This is a genomic window from Caulobacter sp. 602-2, from assembly GCF_011043625.1.
Lineage (GTDB): Bacteria > Pseudomonadota > Alphaproteobacteria > Caulobacterales > Caulobacteraceae > Caulobacter.
This window is the reverse complement of the sequence record NZ_JAAKGT010000011.1, coordinates 74,673-92,961: the sequence shown is the minus strand read 5'-3', so window position 1 is coordinate 92,961 and position 18,289 is coordinate 74,673. Positions and strand designations below refer to the sequence as shown.

Here is an 18,289-nt window from a genome sequence, read left to right as displayed (position 1 = left end):
CGCCCTCGCAATCGCCAAAAATCGGCCTAACTAGGTGACTGCGCCCCAGATCGGAAAGTAACCCGGAGTCGTCATGTCGCTGAGAGTCGCCGTCCAGATGGATCCCGTCCTGGGGATCAACATCGACACCGACACCACCTTCCTGATGATGATGGAGGCGAAGATCCGCGGCCATAAGCTGTGGTTCTACACGCCCGACAAGCTCTCCCTCGAGGACGGCCGCGTCTTCGCCCGCGCCCAGCCGCTGGAGGTGTTCGCGGAAAAAGGCGCGCACGCCAAGCTCGGCGAGACCGTGCTGCTCGACATGAAGGACGACGTCGACGTGGTGCTGATGCGCCAGGATCCGCCGTTCGACATGGCCTACATCACGGCCACGCATTTTCTCGAGAAGGTGCACCCCCACACCCTGGTGGTGAACAATCCGGCCGAGGTGCGCAACGCGCCCGAGAAGCTGTTCGTCACCGACTTCCCGGGCGTGCAGCCCCCGACCCTGATCACCTCCGACCACGAGGCGATCTACGATTTCCGCGCCCGCCACGGCGACATCGTCCTGAAGCCCCTCTACGGCGGCGGCGGCTCGGGCGTGGCCCGTCTGCTGGCGGACGATCCCAATCTCGACGCGCTCTTGGAACTGCACGCTATGATCGGCCGCGAGCAGGTCATCGCCCAGAAGTTCGTCCCGGCCGTCAGCAAGGGCGACAAGCGCGTGCTGCTGGTCGACGGCGAGCCGGTGGGCGCCATCAACCGCGTGCCGGCCGCCGGCCAGGTGCGCTCGAACCTGCGCGTCGGCGGCCGCGCCGAGGCCGTCGAGCTGACCGCCCGCGACAAGGAGCTGTGCGCCATCATCGGCCCGGAGCTGAAGAAGCGCGGCCTGCTGTTCGTCGGCATCGACGTGATCGGCGACTACCTGACCGAGATCAACGTCACCTCGCCCACCGGGGCCCAGCAGCTCAAGCGGTTCAGCGGCATCGACGCCGCCGCGGTGCTCTGGGATCGGATCGAAACCATCCGATCAACCCCTGCGTGAGGAAGTGGCCATAGACGACTGAATCGTCACACTTTCCTGAAACGTTCGTTTTTCGTTCTTGCTCCGAGCCGACAGCCATGCTTGGCTTGTGGATAAGTCGAACGTTTTTCGGGGGAGAACGATGGCGGCCAAGGTCGTCACGGTGGCGTTCGAGGGCGTCGAGGCGCGCCGCGTCGACGTCGAGGTGCAGCTGACCGGCGGCAATATCGCCTTCGCCGTGGTCGGCCTGGCCGACAAGGCCGTGGCCGAGAGCCGCGAGCGGGTGCGCGGCGCCTTCGCGGGTCTGGGCCTGTCCATGCCCGGCAAGCGCATCGTCGCCAACCTGGCGCCCGCCGACCTGCCCAAGGAGGGCACGCACTTCGACCTGCCCATCGCCCTGGCGGTGCTGGGCGTCATGGGCGTGATCCCGCCCGACGCGCTGGACGGCTGGGCGGCCATGGGCGAGCTCTCGCTGGACGGCCGCATCGTCGCCTGCGCCGGCGCCCTGCCCGCGGCCATGGCCGCCGGGGCCATGGACCTGGGCCTGATCTGTCCCGAGGCCTGCGGGCCCGAGGCCGCCTGGGCCGGCGGCACGCGAATCCTGGCGCCCCGCTCGCTGGTGGCGCTGATCAACCACTTCCGCGGCAGCCAGGTCCTGGGTCCGCCCGTCCCCGGCCCGGTGATCGAGGGCGAGCGCGTCAGGGACCTGCGCGACGTCAAGGGCCAGGAACAGGGCAAACGGGCGCTGGAGATCGCCGCGGCCGGCGGCCACAACCTGCTGTTCGTCGGCCCTCCGGGCTCGGGCAAGTCGATGCTGGCCCAGCGCCTGCCGGGCCTGCTGCCGCCGCTGACCTCGCAGGAACTGCTGGAGACCTCGATGGTCCATTCGGTGGCGGGGCTGATCGCGAGGGGCGCGCTGACCAGGGCCCGGCCGTTCCGCAGTCCGCACCACAGCGCCAGCATGGCCGCGCTCACCGGCGGGGGCTTGCGCGCCAAGCCCGGCGAGGTGTCGCTGGCCCACAACGGCGTGCTGTTCCTCGACGAACTGCCCGAGTTCGGCGTCCAGGCGCTCGACAGCCTGCGCGCGCCGCTGGAGACCGGCGAGGTGATGGTCGCCCGCGCCAACGCCCACATCCGCTATCCGGCCCGGGTGCAGCTGGTGGCCGCGATGAACCCCTGCCGCTGCGGTCATGGCGGGGCCGGGCGCGGCGCCTGCGGCAAGGCCCCGCGCTGCATCCGCGACTACCAGGGGCGGGTGTCGGGGCCGCTGATAGACCGCATCGACCTGGCCGTAGACATGCCCGCCGTCACCGCCGCCGACCTGGCTTTGCCTGCCGCCAGCGAGGGCTCGGCCGAGGTCGCCGCCCGCGTCGCGACCGCCCGTCGCCTGCAGGCCGACCGCGCCGAAGACCTGATGCCGGGAACCGCCGAGACGCTGAACGGCCGGGCCGAGGGCGAACTGCTCGAACGCATCTGCGCCCTCGACGAAGCCGGCCGCGCCCTGCTGGCCAAGGCCGCCGAGGCCGGCCGCATCAGCGCCCGCGGCTGGACCCGCACCCTGCGCCTCTCACGCACCATCGCCGACCTGGAAGGCGCCGGATCGGTCAAGCGGGTGCACATCGCCGAAGCCCTGGCGCATCGACGGACCAGTACGGCGGGGGAGATGGAAGGGGTCGTCTAGACCCTCCCCCTGGAGGGGGAGGTGTCGCCGAAGGCGACGGAGGGGGATGTGGCCTGTGAGCCAGCAACCGCCTCAACGCCGGTAGAGACTTCCCCCTCCGGCCCTACGGGCCACCTCCTCCTTCGGGGGAGGATCTTTGCGCGAGCCCTCCACCGCCCGTTAAGTCGTGACCGGTAAAATTATCGCCATGACCAAGACCCGCGACGCCGTCTCCGCCGAGCAGTTGGCCACCCTGAGCCACGAGTTCCGCACGCCCCTGAACGGGGTGCTGGGCATGGCGCGTCTGCTGGAGAACACCCGCCTCACCGCCGAGCAGCGCTCCTATGTCGCGGCCCTGCGCGAGAGCGGCGATCACCTGCTTTCCCTGGTCAACGACGTGCTCGACTTCGCGCGCCTGGGCGCCACGGCGCTGGAGCTGCACCTGGCGCCCGTGAGCCCCGAGGACCTGCTGCGCCAGGTGGCCGAGCTGATGAGCCCACGCGCCCACGAAAAGGGCGTCGAGATCGCCTGGGCGGTCGAGCGCGGCCTGCCGCCGCTGATGGCCGACGAGGGCCGCCTGCGCCAGGTGCTGCTGAACTTCGCCGGCAACGCGGTGAAGTTCACCGAGAAGGGCGGCGTGCTGATCACCGCCCGCGACGCCGGCGCCGGCCGCGTGCGCTTTTCCGTGGCCGACACCGGCCCGGGCGTCGCCCCCGAGGCGCGCGAGAAAATCTTCGAGGCCTTCGTCCAGACCGATCCCTCGCATCAGGCCCAGCTGGGCGGCGCGGGGCTGGGCCTGGCCATCGTCGCCCGCCTGGCCGCCGCCATGGACGGCGAGGCCGGCGTCTCGGAAAACCCCGGCGGCGGCGCCGACTTCTGGTTCGAGGCCCCGTTCGAGCGTCATCACCAGTCCCCGGCCGCCCCGCCGCTGGAAGGCCGGTTCGTCGCCGTCGTCTCGCCCAACCCCGTGGTCCGGGAAGCCGTCGGCGCCCAGGCCATCGCCAGCGGCGCCTGGGTCAGGAACCTCGCAGGCCTCGACAAGGTCGAGACCCTGCCGGCCCAGACCGTGCTGCTGGTCGACGCGGCCCTGGCCGGCCCCGACCGCCCGCTGGCCGCGCCGGCCGGCCGCGCCGCGGTGGCCCTGCTGACCCCCGACCAGCGCGACCTGATCCCCAACCTCTCCAAGGCCGGCTTCTCGGGCTACCTGATCAAGCCGCTGCGCCGCGCTTCGCTGGTCACCCAGGTGCTGGCCGCCAAGCCGATCGACGCGGCGCTGGAGGCCCTGGTCACCCCGGCCGAGGCGCAGGACGACCGCATCGCTCCGGCCGCCGCCCCCGGGGCCCGCGTGCTGCTGGCCGAGGACAACCCGATCAACGCCCTCCTGGCCCGCACCCTGCTCGAGCGCGAGGGCTGCACCGTCGACCGGATCGCCAGCGGCGACGAGGCCGTCGCCGCCCTGTCGCGCGGAACCTACGATCTGGTCTTCATGGACCTGCGCATGCCGGGCCTGAACGGCCTGGAGGCCACCCGCGCCGTCCGCGCCAAGGGCGTCGACACCCCGATCCTGGCTTTGACCGCGGACGCCTTCGACGAGGATCGCCGCCAGTGCCTGACCGCCGGCATGGACGACTTCCTGGTCAAGCCGCTGACGCCCGCCGCCCTGCGCGAGGCCCTTTCCCGCTGGACCGGCCCCGACCGCCCCCGCCGCTGGACGAACGACGCGACGCGCGCCAAGGTCGCCGGCTGACGGGACGGTCCCAGCCTCCCCGTCCACTTCGGGGAAGACCATGACCGAGCAGACCAAGAGCGAAGCAACCGCTGCGCCCAAGAAGAGCCTGGCCGGCGCCCTGGCGGTGTTCGGCGAGCGCCGGGCCCTGGCCCTGCTGGGCCTGGGTTTCGCCTCGGGCCTGCCCTACATGCTGATCTTCGACACCCTGTCGCTGTGGCTGCGCGACTCGGGCCTGTCGCTGGCGGTGATCGGCTTCTTCAGCCTGGCCACCCTGTCGTTCTCGCTGAAGTTCCTGTGGGCGCCGCTGATCGACCGCACGAAGATTCCGGTGCTGCACGGCCTCCTGGGCCATCGCCGCGCCTGGATGCTGGTCTGCCAGGCCGGGATCATGCTGGGCCTGTGGACGATCTCGACGCTCAATCCCGCGACCAACCTCGGTCTGCTGGCCGCCCTGGCCGTGCTGACCGGCTTTCTCACCGCCAGCCAGGACATCGTCATCGACGCCTGGCGCATCGAGGTGGCCGACGCCGAGCGCCAGGGCCCGATGGCCGTGGCCGTGCAGTGGGGCTATCGCGGAGCCATGGTCATGGCCGGCGCCGTGCCGCTGATCCTGGCCGAAAGCTTCGGCTGGAACTTCTCCTACGCGATCATGGCCCTGGCCGTGCTGATCGGCGTCGGCGCCACCCTGTGGGCCCCGCGCGAGGCGGCCCACACCATCCGCCCGATCCATACCGACGACGTCTCCCAGCCCCAGGCCCTGGTGGTGCTGGAATGGCTGGCCCGCCTGGCGATCATCGCGTTCGGCGCCCTGATCCTGGGTTCTGGCCTGGCCGGCGACGCCGACCTGCTGTCCAAGGTCGTCGGCGGCGATGCCCTGGCCGAGGCCTGGAAGGCCAAGCCCAACGGCGTCTGGCTGCAGCTTCTCGGCGCCCTGGTGGGCCTGGGCGTCATCGTGCTGGCCGCCTGGCCGATCCCCGGCCTGCGCACCAAGCCCGGCGTCTATCTGTCGACCGCCCTGGGCTCGCCGCTGAAGGAGTTCATGACCCGGTTTTCTGGCGTCGCCGGCCTGATCCTGGCGGCGATCTGCATCTACCGGGTCTCGGACTTCGTGCTCAACATCATGAACCCGTTCTATCGGGACATGGGCTTCTCGCTCACCGAGATCGCCGAGATCCGCAAGGTGTTCGGCATCATCGCCTCGATGATCGGCGTGTTCCTGGGTGGGGTGATCGTCGCCCGCTTCGGCCTGATGAAGGCCCTGATCATCGGCGCCTTCGCCCAGCCGATCAGCAACCTGGGCTTCGCGGTGCTGGCCGTCAGCGGCCACAGCGTGCCGATGCTGTTCACCAGCATCTGCCTGGACAACATCTGCGGCGGCATCGCCGGCACGGCGCTGATCGCCTACATGTCCAGCCTGACCACGGCGGGCTTTACGGCCACCCAGTACGCCCTGTTCTCGTCGCTCTACGCCCTGCCGGGCAAGCTGGTGGCCTCGCAGTCGGGCCGCATCGTCGAGGCCTCGGCCGCCGCCGCCGAGCACGGCGCGCTGGCCGGCCTGAAGGGCCTGTTCGCCCGCACCCCGCCCGAGACCTTCGCGGCGGCCGGCGCCAAGCTGGGCGTCAGCGGCCAGGCCATGGGCGCGGGCTACGTGGCCTTCTTCATCTACACCGCCCTGATCGGGGTGGCCGCGATCATCCTGTCGTTTCTGGTCGCCGCCCGCCAGCCCAAGGTGCAGGCGGCCAAGGCGGCGGCCGAAGCCGCCGCCTGATCCCTCACCCGCAGCTGCAGATCAGCGGGTAGTTGGTCGTATCGGCGATTGTGGTCATTCCGTAGTAGTCGACCAGCACCGACTCGGCCGTGCAGAAGGCGCCTTCGACCCAGGCCTGGTCGTTGGAATAGGCCTCGCCGATGATGAACAGATTGGCCGGCGTCGCGCCGGGCACGAGGCCCGTGGGCTGGCGGATCCTCTGCATCACGTCGCAGATGTCGTAGTGCGCGGCCCAGGCGTGATAGCCGGCCCCGAACGGGTTCAGCGAGAAGTCGTTGAAGATCGCCTCGACCGGCCAGGGGATCTGGTGGGCGGCGTTGGGATCGCCCCAGTGCACCTTGGCCAGTTCCAGCAGCACCATGCGGATCATGGTGTCGGTGGCCTTGCGCGGTCCGAACAGCACCTGGTGGTCCTGGTCGATCGGCACCTTGCGGCGCTCGGTGACGTCGACCTCCAGCTCCTGCCAGAACTGCACGTACTGCATGTCGTCGTACGAGGCGAGGACGCCGTAGGCGGGGTTCTCCGCCCCGTCGCTGTTGTTCCCGAAGTAGTAGACCTGGCGCAGCGGCAGGTCGGTGATGGTCGGGCCGAAGGTGTTGGGCGCCCCGGTCAGGCTGGGCGGATAGGGTACGTCCGCATCGTTCCACCACGGACGGTCGAAGAACAGCATCACCCGCATCGACGGCTGGCGGATCACCCCGTCGATATAGAGCTGCACGCCCTCGGCGTTGAGGATGTCGAGCGTGCCGCCCGGCATGTCGGCGTACTGGGTGGCCTCGGCCACCAGGTCCAGCGAGGCGGGCGGCATGGCGAGGAAAGCGTTCTGCGTGGTCTGCACCGCCCCGCCCTTGAACGGCGTCTCGGCGCTGGCCAGACGGTAGTTGACCGTCTCGCCCTCCAGCCAGATCGAGTGCAGGCGCGTGCGCTGGGTCAGGTCGAAGGTCACGCCCGCGGCCTGGGCGGCCTTGAGGGTCTGCTGGTAGAGCTCGACGAAGACCTGGGAATAGCCGCCGCTGAGGGTCTTGAAGGCCCCGCCGGGCGCGAACTCGCCGTTGTAGACGGCGGCGTTGGCGGCGTTCCAGTTGATGACGTTGGAGGTGTAGCCGCCGGCGTCGGCGGCGTACTCATAGCCCTCGTTGCCGGCCTGGTCGTAGAAGACGTTCCAGTAGCCGATGTTGCCGGCGATCGAGCCCGGCGGATAGACGAACGAGTTGAAGGTGTCGGGCAGCCGGCCCGAGCCGTAGAAGGCGCACTGCTGGGAGCGGGTCGAGACCGGCGCGTCCCCGGTGATCAGGGCCGAGATGTTCGAGAACAGGGTGGCGGCCGGCTTCTCGTTGTTGCCGGGCGTGTTGTACGGCGCGGGATGGGTCGCCAGGTCGTTCTGGTAGATGTGCTCCTCGCGCAGGAACAGCAGCGGATTGTCGGTCGTGTTGAAGTCGATGATCTTGCCCGACAGGCCCAGCGCCTCGATCGTCAGGGTCACCAGCTGGTGGCCCTCGCTCTTGGTCGCGTCCCACTGGATGAAGCGCATGCCGCCGGCCTCGATGTAGGACTGTCGCGGATCGTCGTTGCAGAAGTGGGTGACGATGCGGCCCGCCGGCAGGCGCGTGCCCGAGCCCGGGCCGTCGAAGGCGTAGTCGCCCCACTCGTAGAGCCGGATCACGTCGCCCGCGACGGCCTTGCCGCCGGTGACCAGCCGCCAGGCGGTGTAGAGCCCCGCCGGCCCCGCGCCGAAGATCGTGTAGGTCGTTCCCATGGCCGTCTCCCCGTTCGGCCGCGATCGCGACCCTGACGTGCATCAGCGTCACTTCGCGCGATCGGCGAGCAGGCGACTGTGCGAAACCCGACAGGGCGGCAAAGAAAAAGGCCCCGGATCGCTCCGGGGCCTTCGTCTTGGTTACGGATCGCCAGGATCAGTCGGCGACCGTGGCGGTGTCGGTCGGGGCCGCGTGATGCTCGTCGGCGCCGTGCGACCACTTCTTGAGGAAGGGCGAGGCGATCAGGAACAGCACGCCGATCGCCGCGGCGATCAGGCCGATGACGTTGAACACCTGCAGCGAGGTGCGCAGCGCCGCTTCGGGGTCCAGCACCTGGCCGCCGACGGTTTCCACCGCCGTCAGGCCGGCGATGAAGCCGCCGACGTACTGGGCGATGGCCACGGCCATGAACCACACGGCCATGATGAACGACACCATCGAGGCCGGCGACAGCTTGGTCATCTGCGACAGGCCCACGGGCGACATGCACAGCTCGCCGGTGGTGTGCAGCATGTACATCAGCACCAGGAAGAACAGCGGCATGCGGAAGGCGCCGTCGGCGAAGGTCGAGCCCCACTGCAGCACCAGGAAGCCGAGGCCCACCTGCAGCAGCGCCAGACCGAACTTCACGACCGGGTTGGGGTCCTTGTCGCGGCGGCCCAGGAAGGTCCACAGCGCCGCGAAGACCGGCGCGAAGATCAGGATCCAGCCGGCGTTCAGGGCCTGGGTCTGGGCGGCGTTGAAGCTGGAATCGATCCACAGCGTCTTGGCCGGGTCGATGGCCGCGGCCGAAAGCTGGGCGGGCGTGGCGAAGGTCACCGCGCCGCCGAACCACTGCACGGGGGCCGAGGTCAGGTTGAGGTTGACGTTGGTGGCCGCGAACAGGTTCAGCGACGAGCCGGCCTGCTCGAACAGGGTCCAGAACACCACCGCGCCGAAGATCAGGAACAGAGCCAGGGCCAGGCGCTCGCGCTCGACCTTCTGCACCTTGGCGAACATGAACCACAGGACGTAGCCGATCGAGCCGATCATGCCGGCCACCAGGGTCACCCCGACGATGGCGCTGCGCTGGACCAGGAAGAACACGCCCAGCACGCCCACCAGCGACAGGGCGTAGATCACGTGCTCGCGGGTCAGCGGGCCGGCGACCTTCTCCTTCAGCTTCTTGGGCTCGGGCGCCTCGCCCTTGCCCAGCAGCCAGGGCTTGCCCAGCACGAAGACGACGAAACCGGCCAGCATGCCGAGGCCCGCGAGGCCGAAGCCCGCCCACCAGCCGACCTTGATGCCCAGCAGGCCGCAGAGGATCGAGGCCCAGAACGAGCCGAGGTTGATGCCGTAGTAGTAGAGGGTGAAGCCCGGGTCGCGACGCGGGTCGCCCTGCGGGTACAGCTGGCCGACGATGGTCGAGATGTTGGGCTTGAGGAAGCCGACGCCGACGATGATCAGCGACAGGGCCAGCCAGAAGATGTTCAGGTAGGTCGGATCACGCCCCTCGACGCCCAGCTGGTACTGGCCCTTGGGCAGCACGGCGGGCAGCGGCGCGGCGGCCGGCAGATCCTTGATCTCGAAGTCGCCGGCCTTGGTGGCCGAGACGTCGTAGGGCTTGCCCGCGACCACCAGCTTGGCGACCCGTTCGCCACCACGGCCCTCGGCCTGGAAGCTGTAGGTCTGGCCGGCGTAGGTCAGGGTCTGGGTGGCGGGCTTGCCTTCCACCGCCATGGCCAGGTGGCCGGCGACCAGCAGGATGGCGCCGAAGGCCACGGCCTTGCGGGTGCCCAGCCACTTGTCGGCCAGGAAGCCGCCAATCAGCGGCAGCAGGTACACGAGGGAGGTATAGGAGCCGTAATGGCCGTTGGCGACCTTCGGGTCGAAAAGGAAGTGCTGCGTCAGATAGAAGATCAGGATGGCCCGCATGCCGTAGTAGGAGAACCGCTCCCACATCTCGGCGAAGAACAGGATGATCAGCCCTTTCGGGTGCTCCTTGATGAGCTGCAAAAAGACCGGCAGGCCCGTCACCAACGTGACGAGAATGCCGGCGACAACGACAATGCTATTCATTCTCGACCTTGACTATATTCAAGTCAGATAGGGCGACGCCAACGGTCGTTTCGCCCTTCCCTCCCCGGTTCGCGGGGAGAAGATCACGCGGCTTTCCGTTTCACAAGCAAAGGCTTGCCGGGAGGGAGCGGTTGGGGCGCGCCGCGCGTTTCATTGGCTGCAAGTTCCGCAACGACACCTTCAACGCCTGGGGAACGCCCATGCAATCGTCAGACCCCAACCATCCGATCACCTGCGCCCGCGAAAGCGGCCGCGTCCGCGTGCTGTTCGAGGGCCACGAAATCGCCGACAGCGACGACGTGCTGGTGCTGCGCGAGGCCGACTATCCGCCCGTCCGCTACTTCCCGCGCGACGACGTGGCCATGGCCTTCCTGCGCCGCTCGGACAAGACCACCCGCTGCCCCTACAAGGGCTCGGCCAGCTACTACACGATCTATCGCGACGGCCAGATCATCGAGGACGCGGTGTGGTCCTACGAGGCCCCGTTGCCGGGCATGGAGCGCCTGGCCGGACGCCTGGCCTTCTATCCCCAGCACGTCGACTTCCAGAACGACGCGCTGAGCCCGGCCGAGACGGCGGTCATCCCGCCCGGGACGGCTCCGCGCAACGCCCGCGACATCGACGAGATCGTGCGCCACACCGACAGCGGCTCGGGCTCCAGCCAGGCCGAGCACTGGGACGCCAACGTCTCGATGCCCGACGACGAGGCCTGGGAGGGCGACGAAGACCAGGTGGTCGGCCGCCCATATCATGGGACCGGATCGATCTGAGCGCCTGGCGACGAACCGCCAAGTCGGGGAGTCGACGCAACCCCCTGTGTGGTAACGCACATTTTTGTGACTGCGCGGCTCCGTTCGCCCTTGCCAAGCGTTGCAACCCAGGAGATCGTATCAAATGAAACCGCCCGCTCCCGCCCCCGAGGGAGAACAGAGGCGGGGGAGGAAGACATGGCTTATCTCAGCATGGGCGCGCGCCCCGATACCGCGCCCTCGCGCCGCCGAGTCCGTTGGAGCCGAGTCGCCGTCGTCGGCGCCAGCATCGTGCTCTGGGCCGGCCTTATCGCCCTGGCCACCGTCCTCTTCTGATTTCACGGAAACGGCCCTTTTCACCGAAACGGCTCTGGGCCCGCGCGTTCCTTCGCCCATGACGAGGAGCGTCGCATGACCGTGCATCCCTGCCGCCCGATCACCATCGGCGTCGCCCGCCCGGCCGACGCCGTCTACGGTTATGCGGCCGATCCCGAAAACATGTCCGAATGGGCCGCGGGCTTGGGCGAGGGCCTGCGCCGATCGGCCGACGAAGACGGGGTATGGATCGCCGACACCCCCGCCGGCGAGGTCCGCGTGCGGTTCTCTCCCGCAAACCCGTTCGGCGTGCTCGACCACTGGGTGATCCTGCCGGACGGAACCGAGATCTCCGTCCCCCTGCGCGTGGTGGCCAACGGCGACGGGGCCGAGGTGACCCTCACGCTCTTTCGTCTGCCCGACATGGACGACGCCGCCTTCGAGCGCGACGCCGCCGCCGTGACCCGCGACCTTGAGGCGTTGAAGGCCCGGCTGGAACAATCCTCCCCCTGAAGGGGGAGGTGTCGGCGAAGCCGACGGAGGGGGATGTGGCCTGTGAACCGGCGACGGCCTTGACGTCAGAAGGGACTTCCCCCTCCGGCCCTTCGGGCCACCTCCCCCACCAGGGGGAGGATCTTCAAGTCTCCGCCAGGGGCGAGCGGAAGAACCGCGCCCAGGCCCAGGCGGCCAGCCAGCAGGCCATGGCCCAGGCCGCGCCGACGCACCAGCCGGCCAGCACGTCGCTGGCCCAGTGGACGCCGAGATAGACGCGGCTAAGCCCCACCAGCACCGAGAAGAACACCGCCGACGCCAGGGCCAGGGCCTTGACCCGGCGCCTGGGCGCAAAGCGCGCAGCCAGGGTTCCCAGGGTCAGGAACACCACCGCCGACAGCATGGCGTGGCCGGACGGAAAGCTGGGATTGGCCGCCTCGACGGCGCGATAGACCAGATCGGGCCGCTCGCGCAGGAAGAGGTGCTTCAGCCCCTGGCTGATGCTGACACCGCCCACCGCGCCGACCACCAGCACCAGCGCCTCGGCCCAGCGGCGCAGGCTGGCGCAGATCGCCAGGGCCAGCAGCACCAGCAGGGTCAGCACCGTCACCGAGCCCAGGGCCGTGACGTCGGCGGCGGCCGTGTGCAGCCATTCCGGACCGATCAGCTGGTGCGGCTGGCCCGGCACGCGCAGCGCCTTCAGGATCTGGAAATCGAGGGCGCGGGTGTCGCCCTCGGCCACCTCGTCGGCGATGTTCAGGAAGGCCAGCAGGCCAAGACCCGCCACCAGCAGGGCGGCGGTGGCGGCGATCTCGCGCCGGGCGGACCGCAGCAGCAGGGGCAGATCGCGACGGGGGTTCAGGCGGAGCTTGAGCGGCATGCACCCTCAACGCGCGAAAAGCAGATTGGCCGCAACCGGTATTCGTCGTGTATAGCTACAATGTTTCATGAAAGAAACATGAACCGTTCCTGAGTTGCTTCGTTCATCACCAGTCCAAATCGACCTCACTAAGGTGGAGGCATCGAAGGGAAAGGACTTGTCATGAAACGTCTCATCATCACCGCCGTCGCCGCCTCGCTGCTGGCCGGGACCGCCCTGTCGGGGACCGCCATGGCCCAGCCCCGTCACGACGACCGTCACGACCGCTACGAGCAGCAGCGCGCCTACGAAAAGGGCCGCCGCGACCAGGCTCGCTACGAGCGCAAGGAAGATCGCCGCGAGTACCGCCGCTGGGCCAAGGGCCAACGCCTCGACGCCCGCTATCGCGGCAACGGCTACTATGTCAGCGACTACCGTCGCCACGGCCTGCGCGCCCCGCCCCGCGGCTACCGCTGGCAGCGCGTGAACGACCAGTACATCCTGGCCGCGGTCGCCACCGGCATCATCGCCTCGGTGATCATCGCCAACAACTAGGGCGCCCAACCGACCCCTCTCCCCTTGCGGGAGAGGGTGGCCCCGCAGAGCGGGGTCGGGTGAGGGGTCGCACCGGCCCGAACGCCGCGACAGCCGAAAGGCCGTCGCGGCGTTTCGCTTTTGAGACACCCCTCATCCGGCGCTTCGCGCCACCTTCCCCCGCAAGGGGAGAAGGATAATTGGCGCAATTCCCCCTTCCCCTCCCAGGGGCGGAGCGCTAATCGAAAACCCATGCCCGAACTGACCGACAGCCACGCCGCCGATCCCCTGATCACCCTGGTCCCGGACAAGTGGGTGACGCTGCGCGACGCGTTCGGCGTCGACAGCGACATGAAGGTGCCCGCCTTCTCGCACCGCGATCCGCACGTGCCCGAGATCGACCCGGCCTACCGCTTCGACCCGCAGACGACCAAGGCCATCTGCGCCGGCTTCGCCAAAGACCGCCGGGTGATGGTCCAGGGCTATCACGGCACCGGCAAGTCGACCCACATCGAGCAGATCGCCGCGCGCCTGAACTGGCCGCTGGTCCGCGTGAACCTCGACAGCCACGTTTCCCGGATCGACCTGGTCGGCAAGGACGCCATCGTCCTGAAGGACGGCAAGCAGATCACCGAATTCCGCGAAGGCATCCTGCCCTGGAGCCTGCAGCGCCCGATCGCCCTGGTGTTCGACGAATATGACGCGGGCCGTCCCGACGTGATGTTCGTCATCCAGCGCGTGCTGGAGGCCGGCGGCAAGCTGACCCTGCTCGACCAGAACCGGGTGATCCGCGCCAACCCGTATTTCCGGCTGTTCTCGACGACCAACACGATCGGTCTGGGCGACACCACGGGGCTCTACCACGGCACCCAGCAGATCAACCAAGGCCAGATGGACCGCTGGTCGATCGTCACCACGCTGAACTACCTCGAGCACGACGTCGAGGCGGCCATCGTGCTGGCCAAGAACCCGCACTACGACACCGCCGAGGGCAAGCGCACCCTGGCGGCCATGGTCCGCGTGGCCGACATGACCCGCAACGCCTTCATGAACGGCGACATCTCGACGGTCATGAGCCCGCGTACGGTGATCACCTGGGCCCAGAACGCCGAGATCTTCGACGGCGACATCGGCCTGGCCTTCCGCCTGACCTTCCTCAACAAGTGCGACGAACTCGAGCGCCCCACCGTGGCCGAGTTCTACCAGCGCGCCTTCGGCCAGGACCTGCCGGAAAGCGCCGCCCGGGTGAAGGTGGCGTAAGGACCCGCCTCCAGAACCTCGGAAAAACGATCGAAGGCGGCCCCTCGCAGGAGAGGCCGCCTTCTTCGTTTTCGCGACGATCCGAGCCTAGTTGGTCTTCAAGTCCATGATCGTCCGGTCGCCCTCGCGGAACATCTCCATGCGCTTGACCGCGCCGGGCGGCAGGTCGCGCGGATTGAAGCCGGCCGGCGCCGGCTTGCCGTCGAGCCGGAACTCGGTGCTTTCAGTGTTTCCCTTCACGTGCACGTCGCCCTGGTAGACGACGCGATCGGGCTTGTCCTTGAAGGTCTCGATGCTGTCGGCCTCGATGCGCACCGGGCTGAAGGAAGCGCCCGAGGGCAGGCTGATCGTCGGCAGCGACACCGACCGGGCGGGCGCCGCCTCGGGCCGGGGCTGGGCGTGGCGGGCCTCGTCGGCCAGGGCGTTGGCGCCCATGACGCCGCCGCCGGCGACCAGCAGGGTCAGGGCCGCGACGGCGATGCGGCGGGCGCCGGAGATCGGCGCGGCGGGGTGCAGGATGGAGTCGAGGCGCATGGCGGTCGGGGTCCTTTCTCGGCCAGTGAACGCGGGGTGCAGGGAAGGGTCGGCGGCGGCCTGGCGCAGCACGTCGACCAGGGCCTGGGCATAGGCCCGGCGGGCTTCGGGCGGGGCGGCGCCGACGGCGATCTCGTCGCAGACGGCCTCGCGGGCGGCCAGCATCCGCCGGCGCAGCAGGCTCGTCAGCGGCGACAGCCAGAAGAGGCCGGCCAGCAGCTCCTCGACCGGCAGGCGCAGGTTGTCGCGGCGAACCAGGTGGGCCAGTTCGTGGCGACAGATCCGGATCAGGGTCTCGCGCGGCAGGGTCTCGACCAGTCCGGCCGGCAGCAGGATGGCCGGGCGGCGCACGCCGGCCAGCAGCGGCTCGGCCACGCCGGCGCCGATCAGCACCCGCGGCGGCGCAACGCCCAGCGCGCCGGCCTCGACGGCGACGGCCTGGGCCAGGTCGGCGTCGGCCGGCCTCGCCCGGGCGACCACCGCGGCCAGACGCCCGCGGGCCAGCAGCCAACCCGTCGCCCTGAACAGCACGCCGGCCAGCGACAGCGCGAGCAACCCGCCGGCGATCCAGGCGGCCGAGGCGGCCCAGTAGCGCGGGCGCTCCGCACCGGACGGGCCGAACTCGGTCAGGTCGACCGACAGCGGCGCCGGCAGCAACACCCGCTGCGGCTGGGGCAGCGGGATCGCCGCGCCCAGCAGGGTGGCGGCCAGCACGGCGGCCGGCAGCAGGAAGGCCAGGCCCCAGACCAGCGCCCGGACGCGCGGCGCGGGCGTCAGCCCCTCGACGCTCCAGCCGAGCAGGAAGCCGAGGGCCCCCACGGGAAAGGCGGCGACGAGGCCAAAGCCGAAGGCGGCGAGCAGGGGGCTCATTTCGAAGGCTCCTCGTCCCGGACCTGGTCGTCCGCGGCGGCCAGCAGGGCCTGCAGCTCGTCCAGTTCGGCGGCGCTGAGCAACTGGCTGCCCGAAAAGGCCGAGGCCGGCAGCGGCCCGTCGATGTCGAGCAGGCCGCGCAGGCGCTGCAGCACCCCGCCGATCACCGCCACCTTGGCCTTGCGCGGACGATAGACGGCCAGGCCGTGCACGGCCCCGCGCTCCAGCAGCCCCTTGGCGACCATGCGCTCCAGCACCGTGCGCGTGGTCGAGCCGCTCCAGCCCAGCGAGGCCTGTACGGCGGCCTGCACCTCGCGCGCGCTCATCGCGCCATCGCGCCAGAAGGCCTTCATGACCTCCAGCTCCAGTTCGGACGGATCACCCATGCGCTCGCCTCACGACTTCATTAGCGATGACGCTACATTTGTAGCGCGACCGAAGTCAACCGACGATTTCCGAGACGAGGACGACCCGCTTGCCTTGCAGCGGCGACGGCGCTTAAGGCTGGTGCGCAAGCTTCACTGGAGCGCGTTCATGCTCGCCTCGATCCGCCACGGCTTCTCGAACCTTTGCCGGTTTTCCGGCCGCGACCGGCGCGGTCGGTTCTGGCCGTTCGCGGGCCTCGTCGTGATCGGCGGCCTGATCGGGATGAACCTGGCCATTCTGCCGATCTTCACGGCCGCCTTCGTCGCCGCCGATCCGTTCGCGGACGGCGGCTCGGGCTTCCGCCCGTTCTTCTGGATCATGGGCGCGAGCACGGCCGCGATCGTCGCCCTGCTGGCGGCCGCCGTGACCCGCCGGTTGCACGACATCGGCCGCTCGGGCCTTTGGGGCCTGCCTCCGGCGGTGTTCCTGGCGATCGGCCTGGCGCTGTTCCCGGTCCTCTTCGAAGGCGCGATCGCCGGCGACGAGACGACCATGTTCCTGTTCCTGCCGCTGTTCGCCAACAACCTGGCCTACATGGCCTCGCTGGTCATGCTGGTGGTCTTCCTGTGCCGGGCGGGGCAGCCCGACGACAACCGCTACGGCCCGGAGGCGTGAGCATGACCCGCTGGAAACTGGCCGGCGCCGTTGTCGCCGCGATCCTGACGACGGGCTGCGCGCCCTCCGCCGAGGAGGCGACCAAGGCCGCCATCCAGGCGCGCGACGTCGCGGCCCTGCGCGAGGCCCTGGCCGCCAAGCCCGACCTGGAACCGCCCTGCGGCCCCTACGACATCTGCAAGCCGCTGGCCCTGGCCGCCAGCCACGCCGACCTCGAGATGGTCCGCATGCTGATCGAAGCCGGCGCCGATCCCAACGGCCTCAACGCCTATGGCGACACGGCCTTCATGGTCGTCGGCGACCTCCACTCGATCAAGGGCGGCCCTGCCGCGGATCCCGCGACCATCCGCGCCTACCTGCTGGCCCACGGAACCGACCCCAACTACTTCAACCAGAGCGCCGCCAGCGCCTTCATGGGCAGCGCCGCCCTGGGCGACATCGCCGCGCTGGAGCTTTGCCTCAAGCACGGCGGCAAGATCGATCTGCAGGCGCCCGACGGCGGCTTCACGCCGCTGATGGGCGCGGCGCAGTTCGGGCAGGCGCAGTCCGTCCGCTGGCTGCTGGCGCATGGCGCGGATCCGTCGCTGAAGGACGACAGCGGCCGCACCGCGCGCAAGGTGGCGCAGGACGCCGGCCACCACGCCGTGGCCGCCCTGCTGCCCTAGACCTTCTCGCCCGCGATCTCGAACAACAGCTCGCGCACCCAGCGGCGGCCGGGATCGCGGTGGGTGCGCTCGTGCCAGACGGCCAGCTTGGTGAAGCCCGGGATCGCCACCGGCGGATCGCGGAAGACCAGGCCCTCGGCGTCGTCCAGCAGGCGCCGCGGCGCGACCGCGATCAGGTCGGTGGTCCGCAACAGCTTCAGCAGGATCAGGAAGCTGGTCACCGACAGCGCCACCTTTCGCCGCCGCCCGAGCTTGGCCAGGGCGGCGTCGGTGGGGCCGAAGAACGGCTCGCCGAAATAGGAGACCAGCGCGTGGTCGAGTTCGCAGAACCGATCCAGCAGGATCGGTCCGGCGGCGTCGGGATGGTCGGCGCGCAAGGCGCAGACATAGGACTCGTCGAACAGGCGCCGCGAATGCACGCCCGGCGGCAGGGTCTCGGGCGACATGAAGCCGATGTCGACCTCGCCCCGTTCGAACTGCGTCAGCACCCGCGCGTCCTCCATCGGCCTGACGGCGACGACCATGTTCGGGGCCCGGGCGCGCAGGGCGGTGATGAACGGCGCGACGATGGCCTGCAGGGCGTAGTCGGTCGCCGCCAGGGTCAGGGTGAAGCTGGCCGTCGCCGGATCGAAGGCCGCAGGGCGCAGCAAGGCTTCGACCTCGGCCAACACCTGCCTGACCGGCCCGGCCAGCTCCAGCGCCCGCGCCGTGGGGGTGACGCCGCGCTGGGCGCGCACGAACAACGGATCATCGAACCCCTCGCGCAGGCGCGCCAGCATGCCGCTGACCGCCGGTTGGGTCAGGGCCAGGCGCTCGGCCGCGCGGGTGACGCTGCGCTCGTCCATCAGGGCGTCGAACGCCTTCAGCAGATTGAGATCCAGGGTTTTGATATCGCGCATGCTGATGGATCCGATATCGAATGACGATTGGCCTTATGATGGCTTAGGGCGCATCCCTCGCCGGGTCCAGGGGCCTCCCCGCCCCGCCTGAAG

The 18,289-nt window shown here is 69.7% G+C and carries 17 protein-coding genes; 11 read left to right on the top strand and 6 right to left on the bottom strand.

The genetic code is table 11. The features are described from left to right. Positions 1–73: 73 nt before the first annotated feature. The 4 genes from gshB (at position 74) to G5B46_RS19335 (ending at position 6,163) form a co-directional block, all read left to right on the top strand. A complete protein-coding gene (gene gshB / locus G5B46_RS19350) occupies positions 74–1,027 on the top strand; it encodes a glutathione synthase (RefSeq protein ID WP_101716777.1) in 954 nt (317 codons plus the stop codon). A 121-nt stretch (positions 1,028–1,148) separates the two neighbouring features. Next, positions 1,149–2,687, top strand: a complete 1,539-nt coding sequence (locus G5B46_RS19345) for a YifB family Mg chelatase-like AAA ATPase (RefSeq protein ID WP_165261543.1) — start codon at positions 1,149–1,151, stop codon at positions 2,685–2,687. A 187-nt stretch (positions 2,688–2,874) separates the two neighbouring features. Continuing rightward, positions 2,875–4,413: a response regulator gene (locus G5B46_RS19340; protein WP_165261541.1), complete on the top strand. Its 1,539-nt coding sequence runs from the start codon at positions 2,875–2,877 to the stop codon at positions 4,411–4,413. A gap of 40 nt (positions 4,414–4,453) precedes the next feature. Then, a complete protein-coding gene (locus G5B46_RS19335; protein WP_165261539.1) occupies positions 4,454–6,163 on the top strand; it encodes an MFS transporter in 1,710 nt (569 codons plus the stop codon). 4 nt (positions 6,164–6,167) lie between these two features. Here G5B46_RS19335 and G5B46_RS19330 read toward each other — a convergent pair whose 3' ends face one another. Beyond that, a complete protein-coding gene (locus tag G5B46_RS19330) occupies positions 6,168–7,919 on the bottom strand; it encodes a hypothetical protein (RefSeq protein ID WP_165261537.1) in 1,752 nt (583 codons plus the stop codon). A 157-nt stretch (positions 7,920–8,076) separates the two neighbouring features. Continuing rightward, positions 8,077–9,978: a peptide MFS transporter gene (locus G5B46_RS19325; RefSeq protein WP_165261535.1), complete on the bottom strand. Its 1,902-nt coding sequence runs from the start codon at positions 9,976–9,978 to the stop codon at positions 8,077–8,079. Positions 9,979–10,178: 200 nt separating this feature from the next. On the opposite strand from G5B46_RS19325, the gene G5B46_RS19320 reads away from it, so the two are divergent. From G5B46_RS19320 to G5B46_RS19310, 3 genes are all read left to right on the top strand, one after another. Beyond that, positions 10,179–10,748 (top strand): DUF427 domain-containing protein, encoded by a 570-nt coding sequence (locus G5B46_RS19320; RefSeq protein ID WP_165261533.1) that lies wholly within the window; start codon positions 10,179–10,181, stop codon positions 10,746–10,748. 177 nt (positions 10,749–10,925) lie between these two features. Then, positions 10,926–11,063 carry a hypothetical protein gene (locus G5B46_RS19315; protein ID WP_164467259.1) on the top strand — a complete coding sequence of 46 codons (138 nt, stop codon included), beginning with the start codon at positions 10,926–10,928 and terminating at the stop codon, positions 11,061–11,063. A gap of 75 nt (positions 11,064–11,138) precedes the next feature. Next, on the top strand, positions 11,139–11,555 hold the full coding sequence (locus G5B46_RS19310; protein ID WP_165261531.1) for an SRPBCC family protein: 417 nt from the start codon (positions 11,139–11,141) through the stop codon (positions 11,553–11,555). 124 nt (positions 11,556–11,679) lie between these two features. Here the strand turns inward: G5B46_RS19310 and G5B46_RS19305 are convergent, their stop codons facing one another. Then, positions 11,680–12,414, bottom strand: a complete 735-nt coding sequence (locus G5B46_RS19305; RefSeq protein ID WP_165261529.1) for a phosphatase PAP2 family protein — start codon at positions 12,412–12,414, stop codon at positions 11,680–11,682. 162 nt (positions 12,415–12,576) lie between these two features. On the opposite strand from G5B46_RS19305, the gene G5B46_RS19300 reads away from it, so the two are divergent. Together G5B46_RS19300 and cobS are read left to right on the top strand one after the other, a co-directional pair. Beyond that, positions 12,577–12,948 carry an RcnB family protein gene (locus G5B46_RS19300; protein WP_165261527.1) on the top strand — a complete coding sequence of 124 codons (372 nt, stop codon included), beginning with the start codon at positions 12,577–12,579 and terminating at the stop codon, positions 12,946–12,948. A 231-nt stretch (positions 12,949–13,179) separates the two neighbouring features. Next, positions 13,180–14,187, top strand: a complete 1,008-nt coding sequence (cobS, locus tag G5B46_RS19295; protein WP_165261525.1) for a cobaltochelatase subunit CobS — start codon at positions 13,180–13,182, stop codon at positions 14,185–14,187. Positions 14,188–14,274: 87 nt separating this feature from the next. On the opposite strand, the gene G5B46_RS19290 is transcribed toward cobS, so the two are convergent. Both G5B46_RS19290 and G5B46_RS19285 read right to left on the bottom strand, forming a co-directional pair. Then, positions 14,275–15,591, bottom strand: a complete 1,317-nt coding sequence (locus tag G5B46_RS19290; RefSeq protein ID WP_165261523.1) for a M56 family metallopeptidase — start codon at positions 15,589–15,591, stop codon at positions 14,275–14,277. Continuing rightward, positions 15,588–15,977: a BlaI/MecI/CopY family transcriptional regulator gene (locus G5B46_RS19285; protein WP_165261521.1), complete on the bottom strand. Its 390-nt coding sequence runs from the start codon at positions 15,975–15,977 to the stop codon at positions 15,588–15,590. Before G5B46_RS19285 ends, G5B46_RS19290 begins: the two co-directional genes overlap by 4 nt. 148 nt (positions 15,978–16,125) lie before the next feature. Between G5B46_RS19285 and G5B46_RS19280 the strand changes: the two genes are divergently transcribed. After that, on the top strand, positions 16,126–16,632 hold the full coding sequence (locus tag G5B46_RS19280; protein ID WP_165261519.1) for a DUF805 domain-containing protein: 507 nt from the start codon (positions 16,126–16,128) through the stop codon (positions 16,630–16,632). Positions 16,633–16,634: 2 nt separating this feature from the next. Next, positions 16,635–17,297 carry an ankyrin repeat domain-containing protein gene (locus G5B46_RS19275; RefSeq protein WP_165261517.1) on the top strand — a complete coding sequence of 221 codons (663 nt, stop codon included), beginning with the start codon at positions 16,635–16,637 and terminating at the stop codon, positions 17,295–17,297. Here the strand turns inward: G5B46_RS19275 and G5B46_RS19270 are convergent. Continuing rightward, a complete protein-coding gene (locus G5B46_RS19270) occupies positions 17,294–18,196 on the bottom strand; it encodes a LysR family transcriptional regulator (protein WP_165261515.1) in 903 nt (300 codons plus the stop codon). The genes G5B46_RS19275 and G5B46_RS19270 overlap by 4 nt on opposite strands. Between the last annotated feature and the right edge of the window lie 93 nt (positions 18,197–18,289).